This is a genomic window from Methylobacterium sp. TK26, from assembly GCF_055361565.1.
Window position 1 is genome coordinate 3,319,893 of sequence record NZ_CM143965.1, and the last position, 15,885, is coordinate 3,335,777.

Below are 15,885 nucleotides of genomic sequence, written 5' to 3' on the forward strand. Positions count from 1 at the left end.
GGGCGTCTTCAGCGGGGAAGGACGATGCCGGGGATGATCCGGCCCGATTGCCCGAACAGCTCCACCGCGCGGGCACAGCTGCCCGGCACGTCCTTCTGATAGGCCGCGAGGTAGGACCGCGCCTGCAGCATCAGGGCGTCACGATCGAGATCCGCCGGATCGACGCCCATCGACTGGATTGCCCGCCGGAATCGCTCCCCGTCGGTGCGCAGCGTCTCGCAGGACAGGTTCACGAAGCCGATCAGCCCCGCGAGCTTGGCCGCGTTCGTCGCCTGCGGAGAGGGTGAGGGGGCGTCCTCGGCCCAGCCGGCCGATCCGCAGACCGACAAAGCGAGAGCCGCCATGGCCCTGGTGAGGGTCCGCTTCGTGTTCATAAGCCTAGCCCTGCTTTCCCGGTCATTCACGCCCATGCCGAACTATCCCGCCGCTCTTTGCCAAAAAATATGCCTGCCCGACCGAAATATCCCAGATCATTCTAGGATTATATCGTATCTGTCTTTTCGAACGTTGAATATCTTCTATAAGGCAGGATCGGCAAAGATTGCAATAATAGTTTAACCGGCTTCGACTGAGTGATTTGGCACTTGGTAGCAACGCCGGGCCAGAGGCGACCCATCAATCGATATCGCGGTGACGCAGAACGGCAACGGCATCGCCTCTTCTGATCGGCGTCCGCGCAACTCCTTCCCATCCCTCAGCCGATTCACCGGGTCGCCGCGTGACCGTGATGCCAAGATCGGCCTGCGAGGAGTTCGCGACGGCTTTGCCCTCGCCAACACCTCCTCCCGAGCGATCCCATAGCGGCAAGCAAGCCGCTAACGCTTCTTGCCCAATTCGGCGGCGATATCCTTGGTCATCCGGCCAACCTTCCGATGAGCGGCCGTAAGCTGGTCCTGGGTGACGCCCCACCGCTTCATCCAGAACTCGACCGCCTTGCGTTCCGACAGATCGAGTCGGTCCTTATCGATGAAGCCGCGCTTGTCCTTCAGACCGGCCATGGAGGGTCCTTGTTGGGTTGCCGACACGCCGTTCAGCGCTTGCGCACACGAGGCCGCACTGTCCATCGCAGTCCGGTGACAACCGGTACAAGCCGTTTAAAATCGTGGGTTGTACAGTAGGCTTGGCTCGCGGTCCAAACCTAAAAGGTCAATCTCAGCAAGCGCTTAGCACAGTAAACTGGCGGAGAGGGGGTCCGCCGATCTATCCGAAATTATCGTTCTCTGGCTCATACTTAGCTCCTTCGCTCATCGTGCTACCCACATCGCAACCCACGTGGATAGGGCAAGTATTGGCGAACACGAGCGAACTGCTCCCGTCGAGGCATCGCATTCACTGGCGTGAATGCTTCACCCAATCGAGACGCTGGTCAGCACGTCCGCTGCTCGTTTCACCTCGGCAGCAATCAGCTCTTCGCTCGGTCCATCGATTGGAAGGTCGCCGAGGATCACGGCGACGTCGCGCTTCACGTCCTCCCGAATTTCGGGGTTCTCCTCAGCCAAGCGGCCGATCAGGACGCCAAGCACGATCTCCAAGGCCGACATTTTCGCGTGCAGGCGGGTGAAGTCGTCCACGGGTTCGGGATCGTTCGCGTTCATGTGTGGCTCCGCTGCACAGGTGAGGCTATCGACGGCCAACGCTCCACGCGGCAGCCGAGGTCGGCATTGGCAGCCAGAAAGAGAGCGCTGGCCAATTGATCCGTTAACCGGCCGGTCGCATCCCCTTCTTACGATTGAGGCGTTGAGACCCACCTCAACCGCCCGCGTCGTCCAATGGCCCCACCAAACCCTCTCCCCTTGAGGGTGGAAGACGCGGGCGTCAGGACCTTCAGCCACCCGCCTCTTTGAACCCCGCCCGCCGGGCGAGGTCATTGGCGAGATCCACCCGTCGCCTGGATCGGGCGAAGGCTTCATCTGCGTCCCGCAACAGTAGGTCGGATCGCATAAGGTCGTGCCGGGCGAGACGGATCTGCGCGACTGCGAGGAGGGAGAGGATCAGGCGCATTGCCGACCATCCCTTAGTCCGATCAGATCAACGACGATGGCGAGCGCCACGTCGTCCAGGTAGGCATGCCCGTCCCGGTCCTTGAGGTTCGCCGTCAGTTCCTCGCGCCCGTCGTCGTAGGGCTGCGAAAGCCCGTAGGCTCGGACCTTCAACATGATGTCCGCCATGGTCGCGACCGGGTGAAGGCATATCCGGCTGCGCAGCGCCCCGCAGATGCCGATCAGCCTGTCGTGATAGTCGTTGCGGAATTGCCAGCGTGCCTTGTCGAGCTTCTCAGTTTCGGCCTGCAAGAGTGCGTCGAACCGTTCGTACCGCGCGATCAGATTGGTGAGCGAAGAACTCGCAGCAGCGGCAAGGACCGGCCCAGACGCCAACGGAGCGGCGAGGATAGCGCCGAGCGCGGCGCGGCGGGTTGAGGCGTTCACGGACATGCTGAGCCCTCCCGCCAATCGCAGCCGACCGTGCTGAGTACGAGTGCGGCGCGGGTCGATGGGAATGACACCCCGTCGCCCATCATCCGCCCCTCGCTGTCTGGGCGAAGCTCGCCGTGTGCGCGATGCCAGCGGTAGGCACTGCCGAGAGCGCAGTCCGGCCCAAAGCGCGTCGGGTTGCCCGCCTCCATCTCCCGGATAAGGCTACTGCGTTCGAACATGAGCCAGTCGTGATACTCGCGCAGTAGGCGAGGCGTGACCGGCTCCGCCACGGCAGACGGGGCGCCAATGAGTGTCACGCCACCGCCGATCAGCGGGAGCGAGACGAGGCTGCGGAGAAAGCCGCGACGATCAAAGGCGTTCATTGCTCGCGCCTCAGCGCGTCCGTCGCGTCCTTCCAATCGCCTTCGAGGCTGAGCCCGAGGTTCCGGATCGCACCGGCCAGAACATAGAGTTCCTCCGGCTGAACGGCGTGCGGACTGCAACCAAGGTGATCTAGCACGGCTGCCCAGCGGCGGATGGCGAGCAAGTCGTTCTCCATGCCACTCAGGATCGAATGCGCGGGATGCGGCTTCATGCGCACCTCCCGTTGTCGGAGAGGCGCTGCGCATCGAGCGCGTCGAGCAGGGCGATGTCGGCTTTGATCCGCTCGGCGATCCGGCGGCGCAACTCGCCGATGTAGTCAGCATGCAGATGCCAACTTGGCGTCCGCATCGCGCGGATGGCCTGCGTGACCGGTCCAGTCTGTGCGGAAGGCAAGCGCAGGCGTTCACCGCCGCGAATGGGCGGTGTAAGGTGGTGAATAGCCATGAACAGCACTCCCGGTGCGGTTGGTGGTTAGAGCTGAGGTTAGGTTGCAGCCTTGCCTCAGCTCGTATTTTATGGTTGCATCAAATTATGCGGCCGTCAATTCCTGCATCCAAGAAATCTCGCGGCCGCCCGGCCACCGGTGTCGGCATACCCGTGCAGGTTAGATTGCAGCCAGCGCAGGTTGCTCCACTCGATGCATGGATCGCTGCACAACCCGACCCCAAGCCCTCTCGGCCGGAAGCAATCCGCTACGCCCTTACCGACTGGCTCACCGGCCAGGGTTACGTGCGGCACCGAGAAGACCCTGAAGGAGCAAACTGATCTCCTCCGTCGGCGCTGCGGTTCGGGATGGAGAGTTCGCGCTCATTTAGCTCTTAATTAAGCCCTGCCGCGAACCAGCGAACTCAGTACGGGCGTGGACCAGATCCGCAAACGCAGTACCGTATGTTGCGATACTGCTACACCGCGCGAAATCCGCAGCACTGCACAATCCTGACGAAAAAAAATCGTTATGGTTTGCCATCAGGCATTAGCTGGGCGTCAAGCAACAGGACCAACGCGCTCGGCGACCAAATAGTTAAAGATTGTGATCGGTGGGGGCTCATTGTGACAATTTATAATTACGCTTCTTTTGGCCAGTATCAGCCTACATGGCAGAACTATACCATAAATGGAATTGGCAGTTCCGGGCAGATTTACGGCGATTATTACGATGGATCGACTCACGGCGGGTATGTTATAGTCAATGGCACTATAACGACGATTAATCCCTTAGGCGGAACTAACATCGATATAAATGGAGTAAACGCTTCAGGCCAAGTAGCGGGTCGTTATTTCGACGGCGTAAATTATAACGCTTTCATCTCGACAAACGGTGCCGCTAGCAAAATCAGCATCAACGGCGCAAAGAACTTCTATTCTTATGGTATAAGTGATGCGGGACAGGTTGCGGGCGTATATCAAGACGCTTCGTCAAACCTGAAATCGTATGTTTATAGTAACGGAATCACCAGCGACTTCAATCTTTCCGGAGTTAAAAGCACATATGTCAGCGGCATCAACGCTGCTGGGAAGATATATGGAAATTATATTGACAATACGGGTGCAAATCATAGCTTCGTCTACGGCAACGGTTCATTCTCGAGTTATGACATCTCAAATGCAACATATACCTCAATTGCTGGTGTATCAAATTCTGGACAAGTTTATGGCAGTTATTCGGACAACAGCGGCAAAACTCACGGTTTTATAAATACAAATGGTATTTCCACTACCATCGATATGTCCGGGGTATCCTATACACGAGTGACTGGAATAACGTCCACCGGTCAAATCCTGGGGACATACAATGACTCTAATAATAGACCGCATGCCTTTGTTGACGACGCAGGCGCGTTCACGACAATCGACTATCCAGGTTCTGCCTTTTCATACTCCATTGGTATAATTGGCGGGAATAAAATCATTGGCCTTTACGGAGACACAAATTACAACGGCTATTACTATTCAGCTTCCATTGCGCCGCCAATGGTCATCAATGCGAAGGCGCTCGTGGCCGTAGGGGGCATCACTCAGGGCACTGGCGGCCAATCCGGCACCGGCCTTCTGTCTGGTGATACAGATCCCAATGGCTACTCACTGAAGATCTCTAGCATTGCCGGGGGAACAGTTGGGCAGTCGTTAGCAGGAACCTATGGCCATATCACCGTAAACGGCGATGGATCGTACTCCTATAAAGCTGATAATTTCAGTTCTCTTTCTAGCGCGTCGACTTCCCTAGTACACGATGTCTTCAACATAACGGTAGATAACGGCCACGGTGGTAGCTCCACTGCAAGCCTGGATGTAACTGTCGAAGCAAAGCCACCCACGGTTCTCTTCGCAAGCGAAGTCATTTCCATTGCCAAAGCAGGGACCAACATCAGAGTAATTGGAACAGCGGACAATGTCCCTGAATTGGCAATCCATGTTCTTGATAAAGGTTCAGATATTGGCGCGCGCTATGCGATTGCTGGCGGCAATACTGGCTCTTCGAAGAGTTGGGCGACAAGTTTTTCAGTCCCGTCGGGTACCCATGATTACTTTATTTCTGCAACAGATAATGCGGGAACTAACACCTTAAGGATACCTGCTAGCGTAAGTAACGATACCATTAATTTCCATTTTGGTGTCAACGATGTAATGAGTTCCTTCAGCGGTGGAACAACGTCGCTTTTCAATGTCGGAGCGCAAGACATCTCTGCTACTTTTGCATCTATTTCATTTTCCGGCGGATCTCATTTCGTCTTTAATGACGGAACGATTGATCAAAATACTGGATCCGCGGCTCTAGTAGATAATCTATTTTATAACTTAAAAAATCATGATGTATTCAATTCGCACATCGACCCCACGACTGATTACAATTCATCGGGATGGCAGAAGGGCCGGGATCCAAGTGCCTTCTTCTCTACCAATGGCTACCTCGCTGCCAATACCGACGTGGCCAAGGCCGGCCTGAACCCTCTTAGCCATTACGATCAGTATGGCTGGAAGGAGGGCCGCGACCCGTCCGCCGGCTTCGACAACGAGCAGTACCTCACGCACAATGCCGACGTGAAAGCCGCCGGGATCGACCCACTACTCCACTACCTGCAATTCGGGCAGGCCGAGGGACGCCAAGCCTACGCCGCCATCGGCAAAGCCGCCGACTTCACCCACGGCTCCTTCGACGCTGAGTACTACCTGCTTGCCAACCCCGACATCGCTAAGGCCGCGCTCGCCTCCGGTGGAGACACCTTCAACTTCGCCTACCAGCATTATCAGTCCTACGGTGCTCAGGAGGGGCGTGCAGCTGACGCCTACTTCGACTCGGCCTACTACCTCGCCCACAACCCGGACGTGGCGGCCGCGCATCTCAACCCGCTGACCCATTACGACCAGTACGGGTGGAAGGAAGGCCGCGATCCCTCCGCAGCGTTCGACACCAGCGCCTACCTCGCCGCTAATCCAGACGTCGCGGCGGCCCATCTCGACCCGCTGCAGCACTACCTTCAGTTCGGAGCGAACGAGGGACGCCACCTCGCCTGAGGAACGGCGGCTGGCACGGGTACGCCGTGCCAGCCGCAAATTGGCTCAGCGGATCGCCGTCTGCACGTTCCGCAAGCTCATGTCATGCGCCTGCCCAACGCCACGCGTCACGGCCGAGGCCGTCGCCTGCGGATCGCTCGTCCCGTTGATGTTCACCGTCACAGGGTTGTTCTGAGAGACTGTGCGGCTGTTGTCGTTGCTGGTGGAGGTTGAACCCATCGGCTGCGAACGGAGATAATCGTCCGCGTTGAATGTGCTTGGCATCGTGCTGAAGCGAGGCGCTGCCGGCTGCTGTAGCGCATCCGGCTTGGGGTCACGGTACGGTGCGTAGGGCCCGTTTGCAGCGCCGGGTTCATAGGCGAAGCGATTGCCGCCGATGACAGGCGCGTCCCGATGCTTCTGATACCACGGCCCACGATAGCTCCCGGCGCGATAGGCGTTCGAGCCACTGGTGTTGTCGGGCACCCCGCCCGAAGCGATGGCGCGGATGCGGGACCGGATGAACTCTGTCTCAGCTGGGTTGGCCTTCGAGCCCTTCCACGCCGCCTCATACTGACCCGGTGCCGTCGCAACCTGCAGAAGGTTCTTGCTCGGCCCCCAGCCCTTCGAGCCGACCCGGTTCATCATGTTGTTGATGACGGCATCAATGCTCTCGGGGTTCCTGCGGATAGCCTCGCCTGCAATGATGTCCGCCGTGCGCTGGCTCAGGTCTGCGTCCGAGAGCGCGTAGACGGGCCGGTACTTGCCTGCCGCTTCTGGCGCGCGGGCCTGCATGCCGTCCGTGGCCCCGCCGCCGAGGCCGAGGGCGCGCTTTACCGCGTTCACACCGCGCTGGACGATGCCGGGCTTGCTCTGCGAGGCAGTGGTATCACCCTCGTCGTTTGTCGCTGCCTGCGCCGACGATGGCGTGATGAAGTCCAGGAATTTCTCTCGGAAGTATCCCGGATTGATCCCGCCGAGCAGCTTCCCGATGGGGCTGTTGCGAACATACTCGAACAGGATCACGAACTGATCGTAGAGCGCCTTCACCCACCGCACCATCTCCTTGATCGCGGCGATAGGCTTGTCGAAGTAGGACGCGAAGGCGGCGACGTTCTCCTCGTTCGTGAGGATCTTCAGGAGGTCGGTCATGCCCTTCGCGACCGCCTCAATGGCGGGCAGGAAGAACGACACGAGCTTGTCCTTCAGCACCTCAAGGACGGCGCTGAACTCGCCCATCGCACGGCTGATCGACGTGGAGGCGCGGGCCATCTCCCCGCCGTTCACACCGAAGGTGCGCTGAAGGTCCTTGTATTGCTTGTTGAACTCCGCGATCTCTTTCCGGTAGCGGATCCAGTGATCCACCTCGTCGGGGGAGATGCCGAGCAGACCACCGACTTGCTGCGCGGTGTACTGCGGATGGCGCTTCGTGATGGCGTCCAGCGCGTTGGACAGAACCTCGCTGCTGTCGCCCTCCGTGCTGATCCCGTAGCTGCGAAGTAGCCCGTCGATGCCGGGATTGGCGCGGCGCGCGCGGGCGAAGTTGTCTACGGATTGAAGCGCGGCCTCGGCGGAACTGCCGGTCTGCGCAAAGGCGTAGCCCAGCGCCTTGAGATTGTTGACCGAAGCGCCTGAGCGGCCCGAGATGTAATAAAGCCGGTCGAACTCCCCGATGCTGTTCTTGATCGCGACGGCAAGGGCGCCCATCGCAGCGCCGGCTACGGTGGCGAAGCCCGCGACGGCGACGCCGACCATGCGAAGCGAGGAGGCGACTTCAGCGGCGCGGAGGGTTTGGGCGGCAACGCGGGCCTTCTCGCCGGCATCACGCTCGCGCGAAGCCTTGTCGTTGGAGACAAGCTGCTTCTCGACGCCGGCCATCAATGTCGTGGCGCGCTTATAGCTGCTCTCGTCGGTCTTAAAACCAACTGCAACCAGCAGTTCTCTCAGTACCTCGTGCGACATGATTGTGGCCGTTCGGATCAGTTGCGGATGACGTAGGTGATTGAGCGGAGAAATTGCGCCGTATCGATCAGGGGCTTCATGTCCGGCCCGCTCCGCCGGTTCTTCTTGCGGTGCAGCCGGGCGTAGACGGTGCGCTCGGCAAGCGGTGGCGCGAGACCGGCGGTGATCTGAGATTGCACGGTGGTCGCGGCCTTCAGGCCGATGCGGTGCATGCCATCGGTCAAGGCGGCCTTACCAGCCGACACGTCACCCTCGGCGGCGAGACCTAGGGCCTTCTCTGCGGAACGCCGAAGCTCGGCGATGATCATCGCCTCAGACTTCTCCATGCCGGGACCCAGGAAGGGCCGCGCCGGAATGTTGGCTTCGGGTGCGCCGTACTCGTGGATGTAGCCCAGCGTGGCATTATCGATGGCGCCGCCGCTTCGTCCTGCCTTCTCGGCCGGAATGCCGACCAGCACCTTTTGCCGAACGGCGAACTTCAGCACCCGGTCAATATTCTGAACCGCCTCGGCGAGGCTGCGCGGCTTTGCCATCAGGGCGTTCTCAATTTTGGGGACGACGAGCAGTTATGCCGAACCTTGCGCCTCGATAGGATGCCCCCGGCACGAACTGCGCCGGGGGCCATGATCAGGACGCCGACCCGATAGGATGCGAGCCTCATCCAGTGCTGCCGGTTACTTGGAGAGCGCCATCCGGTAGCTGGGCGCCGCGCGGGGTGAAGCCCTGAAGCCCCCGCACTCGCTGCACGGCCGACCCGCTTACCGCTGAGAACGGGGCGGTGATCGCGCGGCATCAGGCAGCCGAGAGCGACGGCGCTTCGGCGAAGACATCCTCCGGCATGGGGAGCAGGGCATCCGGGTCGGAAGCCAAGTGGTCCCGTGCAGCCTGCCATGGACAGGGCGGCAGGGTCGGAAGGCCTCGAACAACATGATGCTCGGCCATCGAAGTGCCCCCGCCGGGAAACCGGACGTTCAGGGCACCTTCGATGGCGCGGTCCAGCATCCGTAGCTGCGTCTTCAGCTTGGCGTACTCAGCGACCGCTGCCGCCGTGGCCGGCTCGGCGACGATGACAGCCCCAGCCGCCTCCCGCACCGTGTCCGCTGCCATGCTGTGTGCGCTTTCCAACAGCCGGAGGTCGCTATCGATCACACCCTCCTGCTCGCGCAGGCTGGCGACCTCGCCATTCACCTTCTCAAGCTCGGCCCGCATCGCCTCAAGCGGGCTGACTTCCGGGGGCGTCTCGCCACTCAAAAGCGCATCCAGCCGCGCCGTATCGCTCGGCGGGGCGCGGCGGTACTTCAGATCTTCCTCAAGCGCGAACCGCCGCGACCAGAGCGGCTGATACTGCTCCATCAGGGCGACCTTCTCGGCGCTCCTGGCCTGAACCAGCGCGGCGCGGCGCTCGCGCTCAAGGATGGCATCGGCCAGCCGCTGCCGTTCGGGCGTGCGGCCCGGCGAGATAAGAGAGAGGGAAGCCTTCGCCACGACGTCAGTCCCCCTTAAACATGTGGGGGAACATCCTGGCACTCTCAGCCTGCTCGGCCTTCGTCATCGGGCGGGAGGGAGCCCGATTGAGGATCACCTTGCCGGGCGGCACGGCGCCGATACGATTGCCGTCACCGAGCCGGAACATGTCCGGGTGCAGCGCCTCGATGGCCGCGCGATCCTGAACGATGTCATGCATGACGCGCTTGCGCGTGACGGCGTAGCCCCGCGCCTGACAGTCCATCGCCAGCAGCTCGCGGCGCTTGATGGCAGCGTCGGCGGCCATGTCCTTATCGGGCACGCCCTTCGCCAGCATGTCTTCCAAGGTCAGCAGATCGTCATCGGGGATCTTGCCCAGGCAAAATTCAAGGATGCGTTCCATGGTCTGCGGGGTCATCGGTTCTGCTCCTGCGGGTGGGGGTTCAGTTCGTCCAAGGGACGAAGTTCGCAGCCGGCACGTCGCTCGGCTTCTCGGTGACGGGGTAGAGTTCGATCACACCGCCATCGGCAGGGTCGCCCGTCACCTGCGCGGCAGGGACGAAGGCCGGAGCCATTGAGTCCACCGGGGAGAAGATCGCGAAGAACCGAGGATCATTCGTGATGCCGGTGTAGCCAGCGGCCGGAAAGCGGCGGCAGCGGCGCCCATCCAAGGTGATGGAGGCGTTGGTGTAGAGGCAGATGCGGTAGCCCATCAGATCGTGCTCCCGTAGCGGTGGCGGTCACGGTTTCGGCCGAGGCCGGGCCCTTTGAAGGAAGCGGCCATCTCTGCGGTGACGACGATGGGCTTGGGGCCACTGCCAACCAGCACCACCGCGCCCGCCGCAGCGTTGGCCACATCGTCGTGGGCGCCCTTCACCTGCGGGTGGTCGATAATGTCCCGGCCGGTCCCGCGCGTGGTCCGGCGCTCAAGCGAGACGATCTGCGTCTCAAGCTTCGGCGCCTCGATCAGGCGGGCGGTCTGCGAGTTCAGGATCGGCAGGAAGGCCGCATAGATCTCGGTCTTGCTCTTGTCCGAGATTTCGTAGGTCACACCGTGCTTGGCGAACTGCTCGCGCGGCCACTCGCCCGCGTACTTGTCGCCCGTGACCTTCCGAACGCCGTAGGCCTTCAGCGTCTCCGCGAACCGCTCCACCACCAGCGCCGGAGAGGTGCCGACAATCTCCTCGCGGATCACATCGAGGATCGTCAGATCACCCTGCCGGTGCGCGATGCCGAGCGTCATGCTGTCGGCACCGCCGCCGGCCGGATCCACGAAGGCGACGTAGCGAGTGCCCTGGACCGGAGGCCGCTCGCGGACACCCACGTCCATGCAGGCCTGCACCGCCTCCAACGTGATGAAGGCTTCCACGTCCCGGCGGAACTCGGCGCCGTACTCGGCCGAGGCTGCCGCCGGATCGCGGGTGTAGGCCCGCTTCACCACCGCCGGGTCCAAGCTCGGGTTCATGGTCTGCGACGGCGCCCGCAGCACTAGCACCGCCGGGTCACCGTTCGGCCCGAAGTCCCGCTGGTGAGTGCGGTACAACTCGCCCTTGCGTGCGTAGGGGCTCGACAGCACGCAGAGCGGGCCGCCCGTCGTTGCCAAGCCAGGACGAACCGCGTCGAGGATCAGCGTGTCCGGGTTGGCGCTGTTCTCAAGGTGCCAGAACGCCACCTCATCGGCGAGGCAGCCTGCCAACGTCTCGCCCCGGATCGTCTTGAAGTTCGCCGGGCGGACCTCGATGTCCACGCCAGCGTTCAACCGGATCGTGTCGGCGGTCGGATCACCGTCCACCATGTCCCGCATCTCGGCCGAGTGCTCGAATACCCCCAGCATGTACGAGAAGATCTTGGCGGCCTGGACCGTGGTCGAGGCCATGATCGGCAGCTTGATCCGCTCGCCGGGGGCCTGCACGCCGCTGTAGTCCACCAGCCCAGCGAGGTAGGCGCCCAGCACGCTGAACGCGCGGGACTTGCCGCCGCGACGGCCGACGATGCCCCAAAGCTCGTCTACCGGGCGCTCGGGCTCGCGATCACGACCGGTCAGGGCGGCGTAGATCACCCGCTCGTCGTCGGTCAGCGGCTCGCCCCGCGACGCGATCAGGATGGCCCGCCACGGCGCCCAGGTCTCACCGGGCAGGATCTCCGCGAAGATGGCGGGATCGGCCAAGGCCTCGCGCATGGTGCAGAGGGGGCGACAGGCAGGGTTCACGGGCGGCGCCTCGCGTAGCGCTCGCGGACGCCCTCCCGCTCAGGGGCCTTCGGAGCCCCCATGCGGCGGGCCTGACGGTCCATGCGGTCGCCGATCTGGCCGAGGGCTTCCAAGTCCACGTTCTGACCGCCCGCCATGGCCGCGTGCAGCTTGGCGAGTTCCACCGCCAGCCCAGCATAGGCGCGGGCCGCCTCGCGCTGAGTGACCGACATCGCGGCTCGGCCACCGCGCTCGGCCTCAACCTCGTCAAGCACAGACTTGTAGTGGCGCGCTGCCTCTGTGCTGCCGGGGACAGTCACGAGGAACGGCCGACTGCCGTTGGCAAGCGCTGAGCGTTGCTTGGCCGAACGAGGACTGACAGTTAGTGGCTGGATCAACATCCGATCACCCAAATCCGATCTCACGAATATAGGTCGTAATCGAATATTTGTCCAATAAACCGCGATATTGTTCGCGCTAGTTCGTAGACGTTCGCAGCAGTTCTATTTGATGCACCCCCGCCGAGGGGCCGAGGTCACAAAGTCCGGCTTTTGCTGGGTGTCTGTATCGAGAGTAAGCCAGAGGCAACCATGTCTTTGGATCGTATTTGCCTCGGCCCGGTGGCGCACGTAATTTTGAATACGATGGTGAAACCCGAGGCATCTCCAATTCGTAGCTTGTGCCATGACCAAGCTTCCGAACGCCTACAATCCGCTGCTCGACGCCATCGCTGCCGCACTCGGTGTGCCCGTGGAGGACTTCTTCGCCAATTCCACGGGGTCTGAGAGTGAGAACGTGCTCGACCTGCTCAAGGCGTGGGTTGCCATCGGAAATGCCCAAGGCCAACGCCGGGTGCTGAGCCTCGCGCAACATGAAGCGGAGCGGTCCACCGCGAGCGCGGCAACGCCCCGTCCAGACGTCGTGCCGTTCAGACGAGGCGAGAACTGACACTCTCGGCTCGCACGAGACGCGAGCAGCGCATTGCTAAGAACCGCATCAATCATGGGCGAGAACGTGGGTAGTACCTGAACGCAAAACCCAAACAGCTGTAATCACTCAGCTTTTCCGACCGCACGGCGGAGGACTCATCCGCCGCTAGGGTTTCCGGCGGGTCGCGCTGCCTGAGCCAGATTTTTCGGCCGGGGCGGTTAGGGCGTGGGGCGCAATCCTAAAGCCTTGGAATGGCCGTCTCTACAGCGGCGTGCCTTCTCAAATCCCCGCTGGCTGCAAATTTCCTGCGCCGATCTCTCTTAGGCCATCCACGGAACTACCAGCCGTCTTTCGGCCGACTAGTCCGACGCGCCCAAAAGCATCTGCGGCACCTCGAAAAGGTGGAGCGCCGCAAGGTGGCGCAGTGGAGCGGAAAGGATCTTTGCGCCACTGCGCCACTTGCGCCACCCCCTTATAGGGGTGCGCAGTGGTGGTGGCGCAGATCCCGGCCATTTCAGGTGTCATCCGAGGTGGAGCACGCGAGGGTGCCGACCTCGACAAACGTGCGGATCTTGCGGCCCTCGTCGTGACCCTCGACCGTCACGAACATGCCGTTGGCAATCCAGGTCTTGAGCACGCGCCCGATGCGCTGTCGGTCGGTCTTGCTGTCCGGATCGAGGCGCAGGGCTTTGGCGATGGGGTAGCCGATCCACTGAGGCGATTGGGGACTCTGCCGCCATGGGCCGCCGGCCATGACTTCGGTTTGCGCGGCCAGCAGATCTCGGACTTCGATGCCCTCGAAAGCGTCTGGCCACTGCCATGCCTCGACCACACCGACGCTATCGCCGAACTCCAAGTTTCCGGGGCCGCCGTTCCCGAGATCGACAGAGGCAAGGTGAAACCACGTCGAGGCGTCGCTGCTGGGCGGCGCGAGGTTTCCCTTGCCCCTATCGACGCGGAAGTAGGTGCCACGCATCGTGACCCCTGCTCTCTCCGCCTCGTCCTTCGTCATGGGATTGAGGACGCGGGCGGCGCGGGCTTTGGAGAGAAGAGCGACGGCACCGCGTGCGTCCTCGGCCGTGACTTCCTGGCCGCCCGTCTTTCGGGAGTGATGGACGAGTTCGATGGCCGTGCCGGTGCTATCCGCGATCTGCGCCCAAGCGGTCGCGACGGCGTTGATGGCGCCATTGTCGTTCTCGTTGACCGCGTGGCAGCTCACGAACGGGTCGATCACCACCACGTCGATCAAGTTGCCGAGGATCGTCGCGCGGATCGCCTCAACCACGGGCACGGCGACGACGGTCCCGCTCCGCTCCTGCCGTGCGATGACGATCTCGGTATCGCGGCCCGAATTCACGAAGAGGCGACCGCCGATGTCCTTCTCGGTGATCCCGTAGTGCATGGCCGTGGCAATAACCCGGCGCTGCAACTCGTCCTCGGGATCTTCGCCGTTCCACAACCAGACCCGGTAGGTGCCATGGGGCTCGTGCCCTATCAGATTGCGACCCGTGACGAGGGACAACGCCTCGGCGATGCTGAGACTGGACTTTCCGACGCCGCCGGGACTGACGGTGGTCGAGACGAACTTGCGGATCAGATGCCGCCCGAGAACCCATTCGCGGCGGGGAAGCTTGGTCGGATCAATCCACTCGAACCTCTGCGCGCGGATGGGTGGCGCAACCTGCGCCACCTCCGCTTGTGTGTAATTTAGCCAACGACCGTCATCGTCGGGCTCGCCGAGTGGCGGAAGGTCATCGAGGCTTTCGTACTCCGGCATCAGACACCTCGCCCAGGTCCGATGTCCTCCGCGCGGGTGCGCAGCATGACGAGAGCACGTGACCGCTCGACCTCCGCGCTCGCTGCCTGCATCGCGCGCAGGTAAGCGACCGTGCAGCGGGTGGCGTAGTCGAGGCCCGGCAGGAACCGGATCTCGGCGTATTGCTGCATGACAGTGGCGTGGGCGATGACACCCGCTGCCATCTCCGCGAGGTTGTCGCAGGCTTTCTCGACAGTGCCGTAGGGGGCTGGATCGCTCATGCGACACCTCCCTTCGCGAAGGTGTCGGCGGCAAAGCGAGCGAGCAGAGCGGCATCGCTTCGGCCGTGGTCCTTCTTCCGGCTGAAGCTCTCGGCCGAGGCTGGGAACAGCCTGAGTGCAAGCGCCCGGCTGGCCTCCTTCGGGTCGGCGGCGGCGAGGATGCTGTGATGCCGCTTCCAGACGGATGGCGTCACCAGATGGATTGGCAGGTGGCAAAGGGCGGCCACGGTCTTCACCGTGGCGTAGGCCGAGCCGATGCCGAAAGCCTGCCGGCAACCGTCGCGGGGCTGCGGTCCCTGCCGCTCAATCACCGCGACGGTCGGGCCGAGTTGCTTGATCCGCCGCTCCAATGCGTGCGGGTCCACTTCGCCGTTCACCACGGGCATGTCCTCAACGGACACACGTTCCGGGTTACTCGGGAAGTAGAAGGCGACCGCGCCCGTCAGGCCAGGGTCAATCGCCAGGACGCAGATTTCGGGAGACGTGCTCATGCCTCACCTCCCTGATTGCGGAAGGCTTGCATCGCCCAGGCAGCCCGATCCTTTGCTGACGGGATGTGTGCTGTGAGCGCGTTCAGCGCGGCGACACCGGCGAGGCAATAGTCACGGTCCACCACCTCGGGTGTGGTGGTGATGCCTTCTCCGACTTCCTTAGCCATGCCGATTAGGCCTTGAGCGACGAAGTGCGGCGCGATTAGCACCGGCTCACCATCGACCTCGATGGTGTGGCAGGCTTCCGCCCAACTCTTCAGAAGTGCCGCTTTCAAGGCTCGGCGAAGGTCGCGAGGCAATGCCAAGGCCGCTAGCAGCTCCTCATGGGCGTGCCACGGCATGTCCGGGTTATCCGTCGGCCCACGGAAGAAGCGAACCGAAACGCCGGCGATGATAGCAGTATGAACAGGGGCAGCTTCCGCAATCATGTGCGGGCCCTCCATGTGTCGAGGGCGGGAAAAGCAAGCTCGGCCAGCATCGCCGCCGTCGCGGGCGTGACACCGAAGCGGCTAGTAATTCTATG

19 protein-coding genes are annotated in these 15,885 nt (G+C 62.1%); 2 read left to right on the forward strand and 17 right to left on the reverse strand.

What is annotated here, in order from left to right:
* Window positions 1–8: 8 nt before the first annotated feature.
* The 6 genes from ACXJ1Y_RS16095 to ACXJ1Y_RS16120 all read right to left on the reverse strand — a co-directional run bounded on the left by ACXJ1Y_RS16095 (window position 9) and on the right by ACXJ1Y_RS16120 (window position 3,242).
* Complete coding sequence (locus tag ACXJ1Y_RS16095; RefSeq protein ID WP_463847189.1) at window positions 9–374, reverse strand: hypothetical protein; 366 nt, start codon at window positions 372–374, stop codon at window positions 9–11.
* A gap of 441 nt (window positions 375–815) precedes the next feature.
* Window positions 816–998 (reverse strand): DUF3606 domain-containing protein, encoded by a 183-nt coding sequence (locus tag ACXJ1Y_RS16100; RefSeq protein ID WP_003600567.1) that lies wholly within the window; start codon window positions 996–998, stop codon window positions 816–818.
* A 348-nt stretch (window positions 999–1,346) separates the two neighbouring features.
* Window positions 1,347–1,595: a hypothetical protein gene (locus ACXJ1Y_RS16105; protein ID WP_463847190.1), complete on the reverse strand. Its 249-nt coding sequence runs from the start codon at window positions 1,593–1,595 to the stop codon at window positions 1,347–1,349.
* A 396-nt stretch (window positions 1,596–1,991) separates the two neighbouring features.
* A complete protein-coding gene (locus tag ACXJ1Y_RS16110; protein WP_463847191.1) occupies window positions 1,992–2,432 on the reverse strand; it encodes a hypothetical protein in 441 nt (146 codons plus the stop codon).
* Between the two features lie 361 nt (window positions 2,433–2,793).
* Window positions 2,794–3,009, reverse strand: a complete 216-nt coding sequence (locus ACXJ1Y_RS16115; protein WP_463847192.1) for a hypothetical protein — start codon at window positions 3,007–3,009, stop codon at window positions 2,794–2,796.
* Window positions 3,006–3,242, reverse strand: a complete 237-nt coding sequence (locus tag ACXJ1Y_RS16120; protein ID WP_463847193.1) for a hypothetical protein — start codon at window positions 3,240–3,242, stop codon at window positions 3,006–3,008. The genes ACXJ1Y_RS16115 and ACXJ1Y_RS16120 overlap by 4 nt, the downstream gene beginning before the upstream one ends.
* 444 nt (window positions 3,243–3,686) lie before the next feature.
* On the opposite strand from ACXJ1Y_RS16120, the gene ACXJ1Y_RS16125 reads away from it, so the two are divergent.
* On the forward strand, window positions 3,687–6,311 hold the full coding sequence (locus tag ACXJ1Y_RS16125) for a cadherin-like domain-containing protein (RefSeq protein WP_463847194.1): 2,625 nt from the start codon (window positions 3,687–3,689) through the stop codon (window positions 6,309–6,311).
* 45 nt (window positions 6,312–6,356) lie between these two features.
* Here the strand turns inward: ACXJ1Y_RS16125 and ACXJ1Y_RS16130 are convergent, their stop codons facing one another.
* From ACXJ1Y_RS16130 to ACXJ1Y_RS16160, 7 genes are all read right to left on the reverse strand, one after another.
* A complete protein-coding gene (locus ACXJ1Y_RS16130) occupies window positions 6,357–8,252 on the reverse strand; it encodes a hypothetical protein (protein ID WP_463847195.1) in 1,896 nt (631 codons plus the stop codon).
* 17 nt (window positions 8,253–8,269) lie between these two features.
* The gene (locus ACXJ1Y_RS16135) at window positions 8,270–8,785 is read right to left on the reverse strand and encodes a phage virion morphogenesis protein (RefSeq protein ID WP_463847196.1); all 516 of its coding nucleotides are present in this window, start codon (window positions 8,783–8,785) and stop codon (window positions 8,270–8,272) included.
* A gap of 259 nt (window positions 8,786–9,044) precedes the next feature.
* Window positions 9,045–9,737, reverse strand: coding sequence for a hypothetical protein (locus tag ACXJ1Y_RS16140; protein WP_463847197.1), 693 nt, complete (start codon window positions 9,735–9,737; stop codon window positions 9,045–9,047).
* A gap of 4 nt (window positions 9,738–9,741) precedes the next feature.
* The gene (locus ACXJ1Y_RS16145; RefSeq protein WP_463847198.1) at window positions 9,742–10,134 is read right to left on the reverse strand and encodes a hypothetical protein; all 393 of its coding nucleotides are present in this window, start codon (window positions 10,132–10,134) and stop codon (window positions 9,742–9,744) included.
* A 25-nt stretch (window positions 10,135–10,159) separates the two neighbouring features.
* Window positions 10,160–10,429: a hypothetical protein gene (locus ACXJ1Y_RS16150; RefSeq protein ID WP_463847199.1), complete on the reverse strand. Its 270-nt coding sequence runs from the start codon at window positions 10,427–10,429 to the stop codon at window positions 10,160–10,162.
* Window positions 10,429–11,925: a hypothetical protein gene (locus ACXJ1Y_RS16155; RefSeq protein ID WP_463847200.1), complete on the reverse strand. Its 1,497-nt coding sequence runs from the start codon at window positions 11,923–11,925 to the stop codon at window positions 10,429–10,431. Before ACXJ1Y_RS16155 ends, ACXJ1Y_RS16150 begins: the two co-directional genes overlap by 1 nt.
* Window positions 11,922–12,137, reverse strand: a complete 216-nt coding sequence (locus tag ACXJ1Y_RS16160) for a hypothetical protein (protein ID WP_463847201.1) — start codon at window positions 12,135–12,137, stop codon at window positions 11,922–11,924. The genes ACXJ1Y_RS16155 and ACXJ1Y_RS16160 overlap by 4 nt, the downstream gene beginning before the upstream one ends.
* 451 nt (window positions 12,138–12,588) lie before the next feature.
* Between ACXJ1Y_RS16160 and ACXJ1Y_RS16165 the strand changes: the two genes are divergently transcribed.
* Entirely contained in the window at window positions 12,589–12,852 is a 264-nt protein-coding gene (locus ACXJ1Y_RS16165; RefSeq protein ID WP_463847202.1) for a hypothetical protein, read from the forward strand.
* A gap of 496 nt (window positions 12,853–13,348) precedes the next feature.
* Here the strand turns inward: ACXJ1Y_RS16165 and ACXJ1Y_RS16170 are convergent, their stop codons facing one another.
* The 4 genes from ACXJ1Y_RS16170 to ACXJ1Y_RS16185 are packed head-to-tail and all read right to left on the reverse strand — an operon-like array spanning window position 13,349 to window position 15,790.
* On the reverse strand, window positions 13,349–14,611 hold the full coding sequence (locus tag ACXJ1Y_RS16170) for an AAA family ATPase (protein ID WP_463847203.1): 1,263 nt from the start codon (window positions 14,609–14,611) through the stop codon (window positions 13,349–13,351).
* Complete coding sequence (locus ACXJ1Y_RS16175; protein WP_463847204.1) at window positions 14,611–14,871, reverse strand: hypothetical protein; 261 nt, start codon at window positions 14,869–14,871, stop codon at window positions 14,611–14,613. Before ACXJ1Y_RS16175 ends, ACXJ1Y_RS16170 begins: the two co-directional genes overlap by 1 nt.
* Window positions 14,868–15,362, reverse strand: a complete 495-nt coding sequence (locus ACXJ1Y_RS16180; protein ID WP_463847205.1) for a RuvC family protein — start codon at window positions 15,360–15,362, stop codon at window positions 14,868–14,870. The genes ACXJ1Y_RS16175 and ACXJ1Y_RS16180 overlap by 4 nt, the downstream gene beginning before the upstream one ends.
* Complete coding sequence (locus ACXJ1Y_RS16185) at window positions 15,359–15,790, reverse strand: hypothetical protein (protein WP_463847206.1); 432 nt, start codon at window positions 15,788–15,790, stop codon at window positions 15,359–15,361. The genes ACXJ1Y_RS16180 and ACXJ1Y_RS16185 overlap by 4 nt, the downstream gene beginning before the upstream one ends.
* Between the last annotated feature and the right edge of the window lie 95 nt (window positions 15,791–15,885).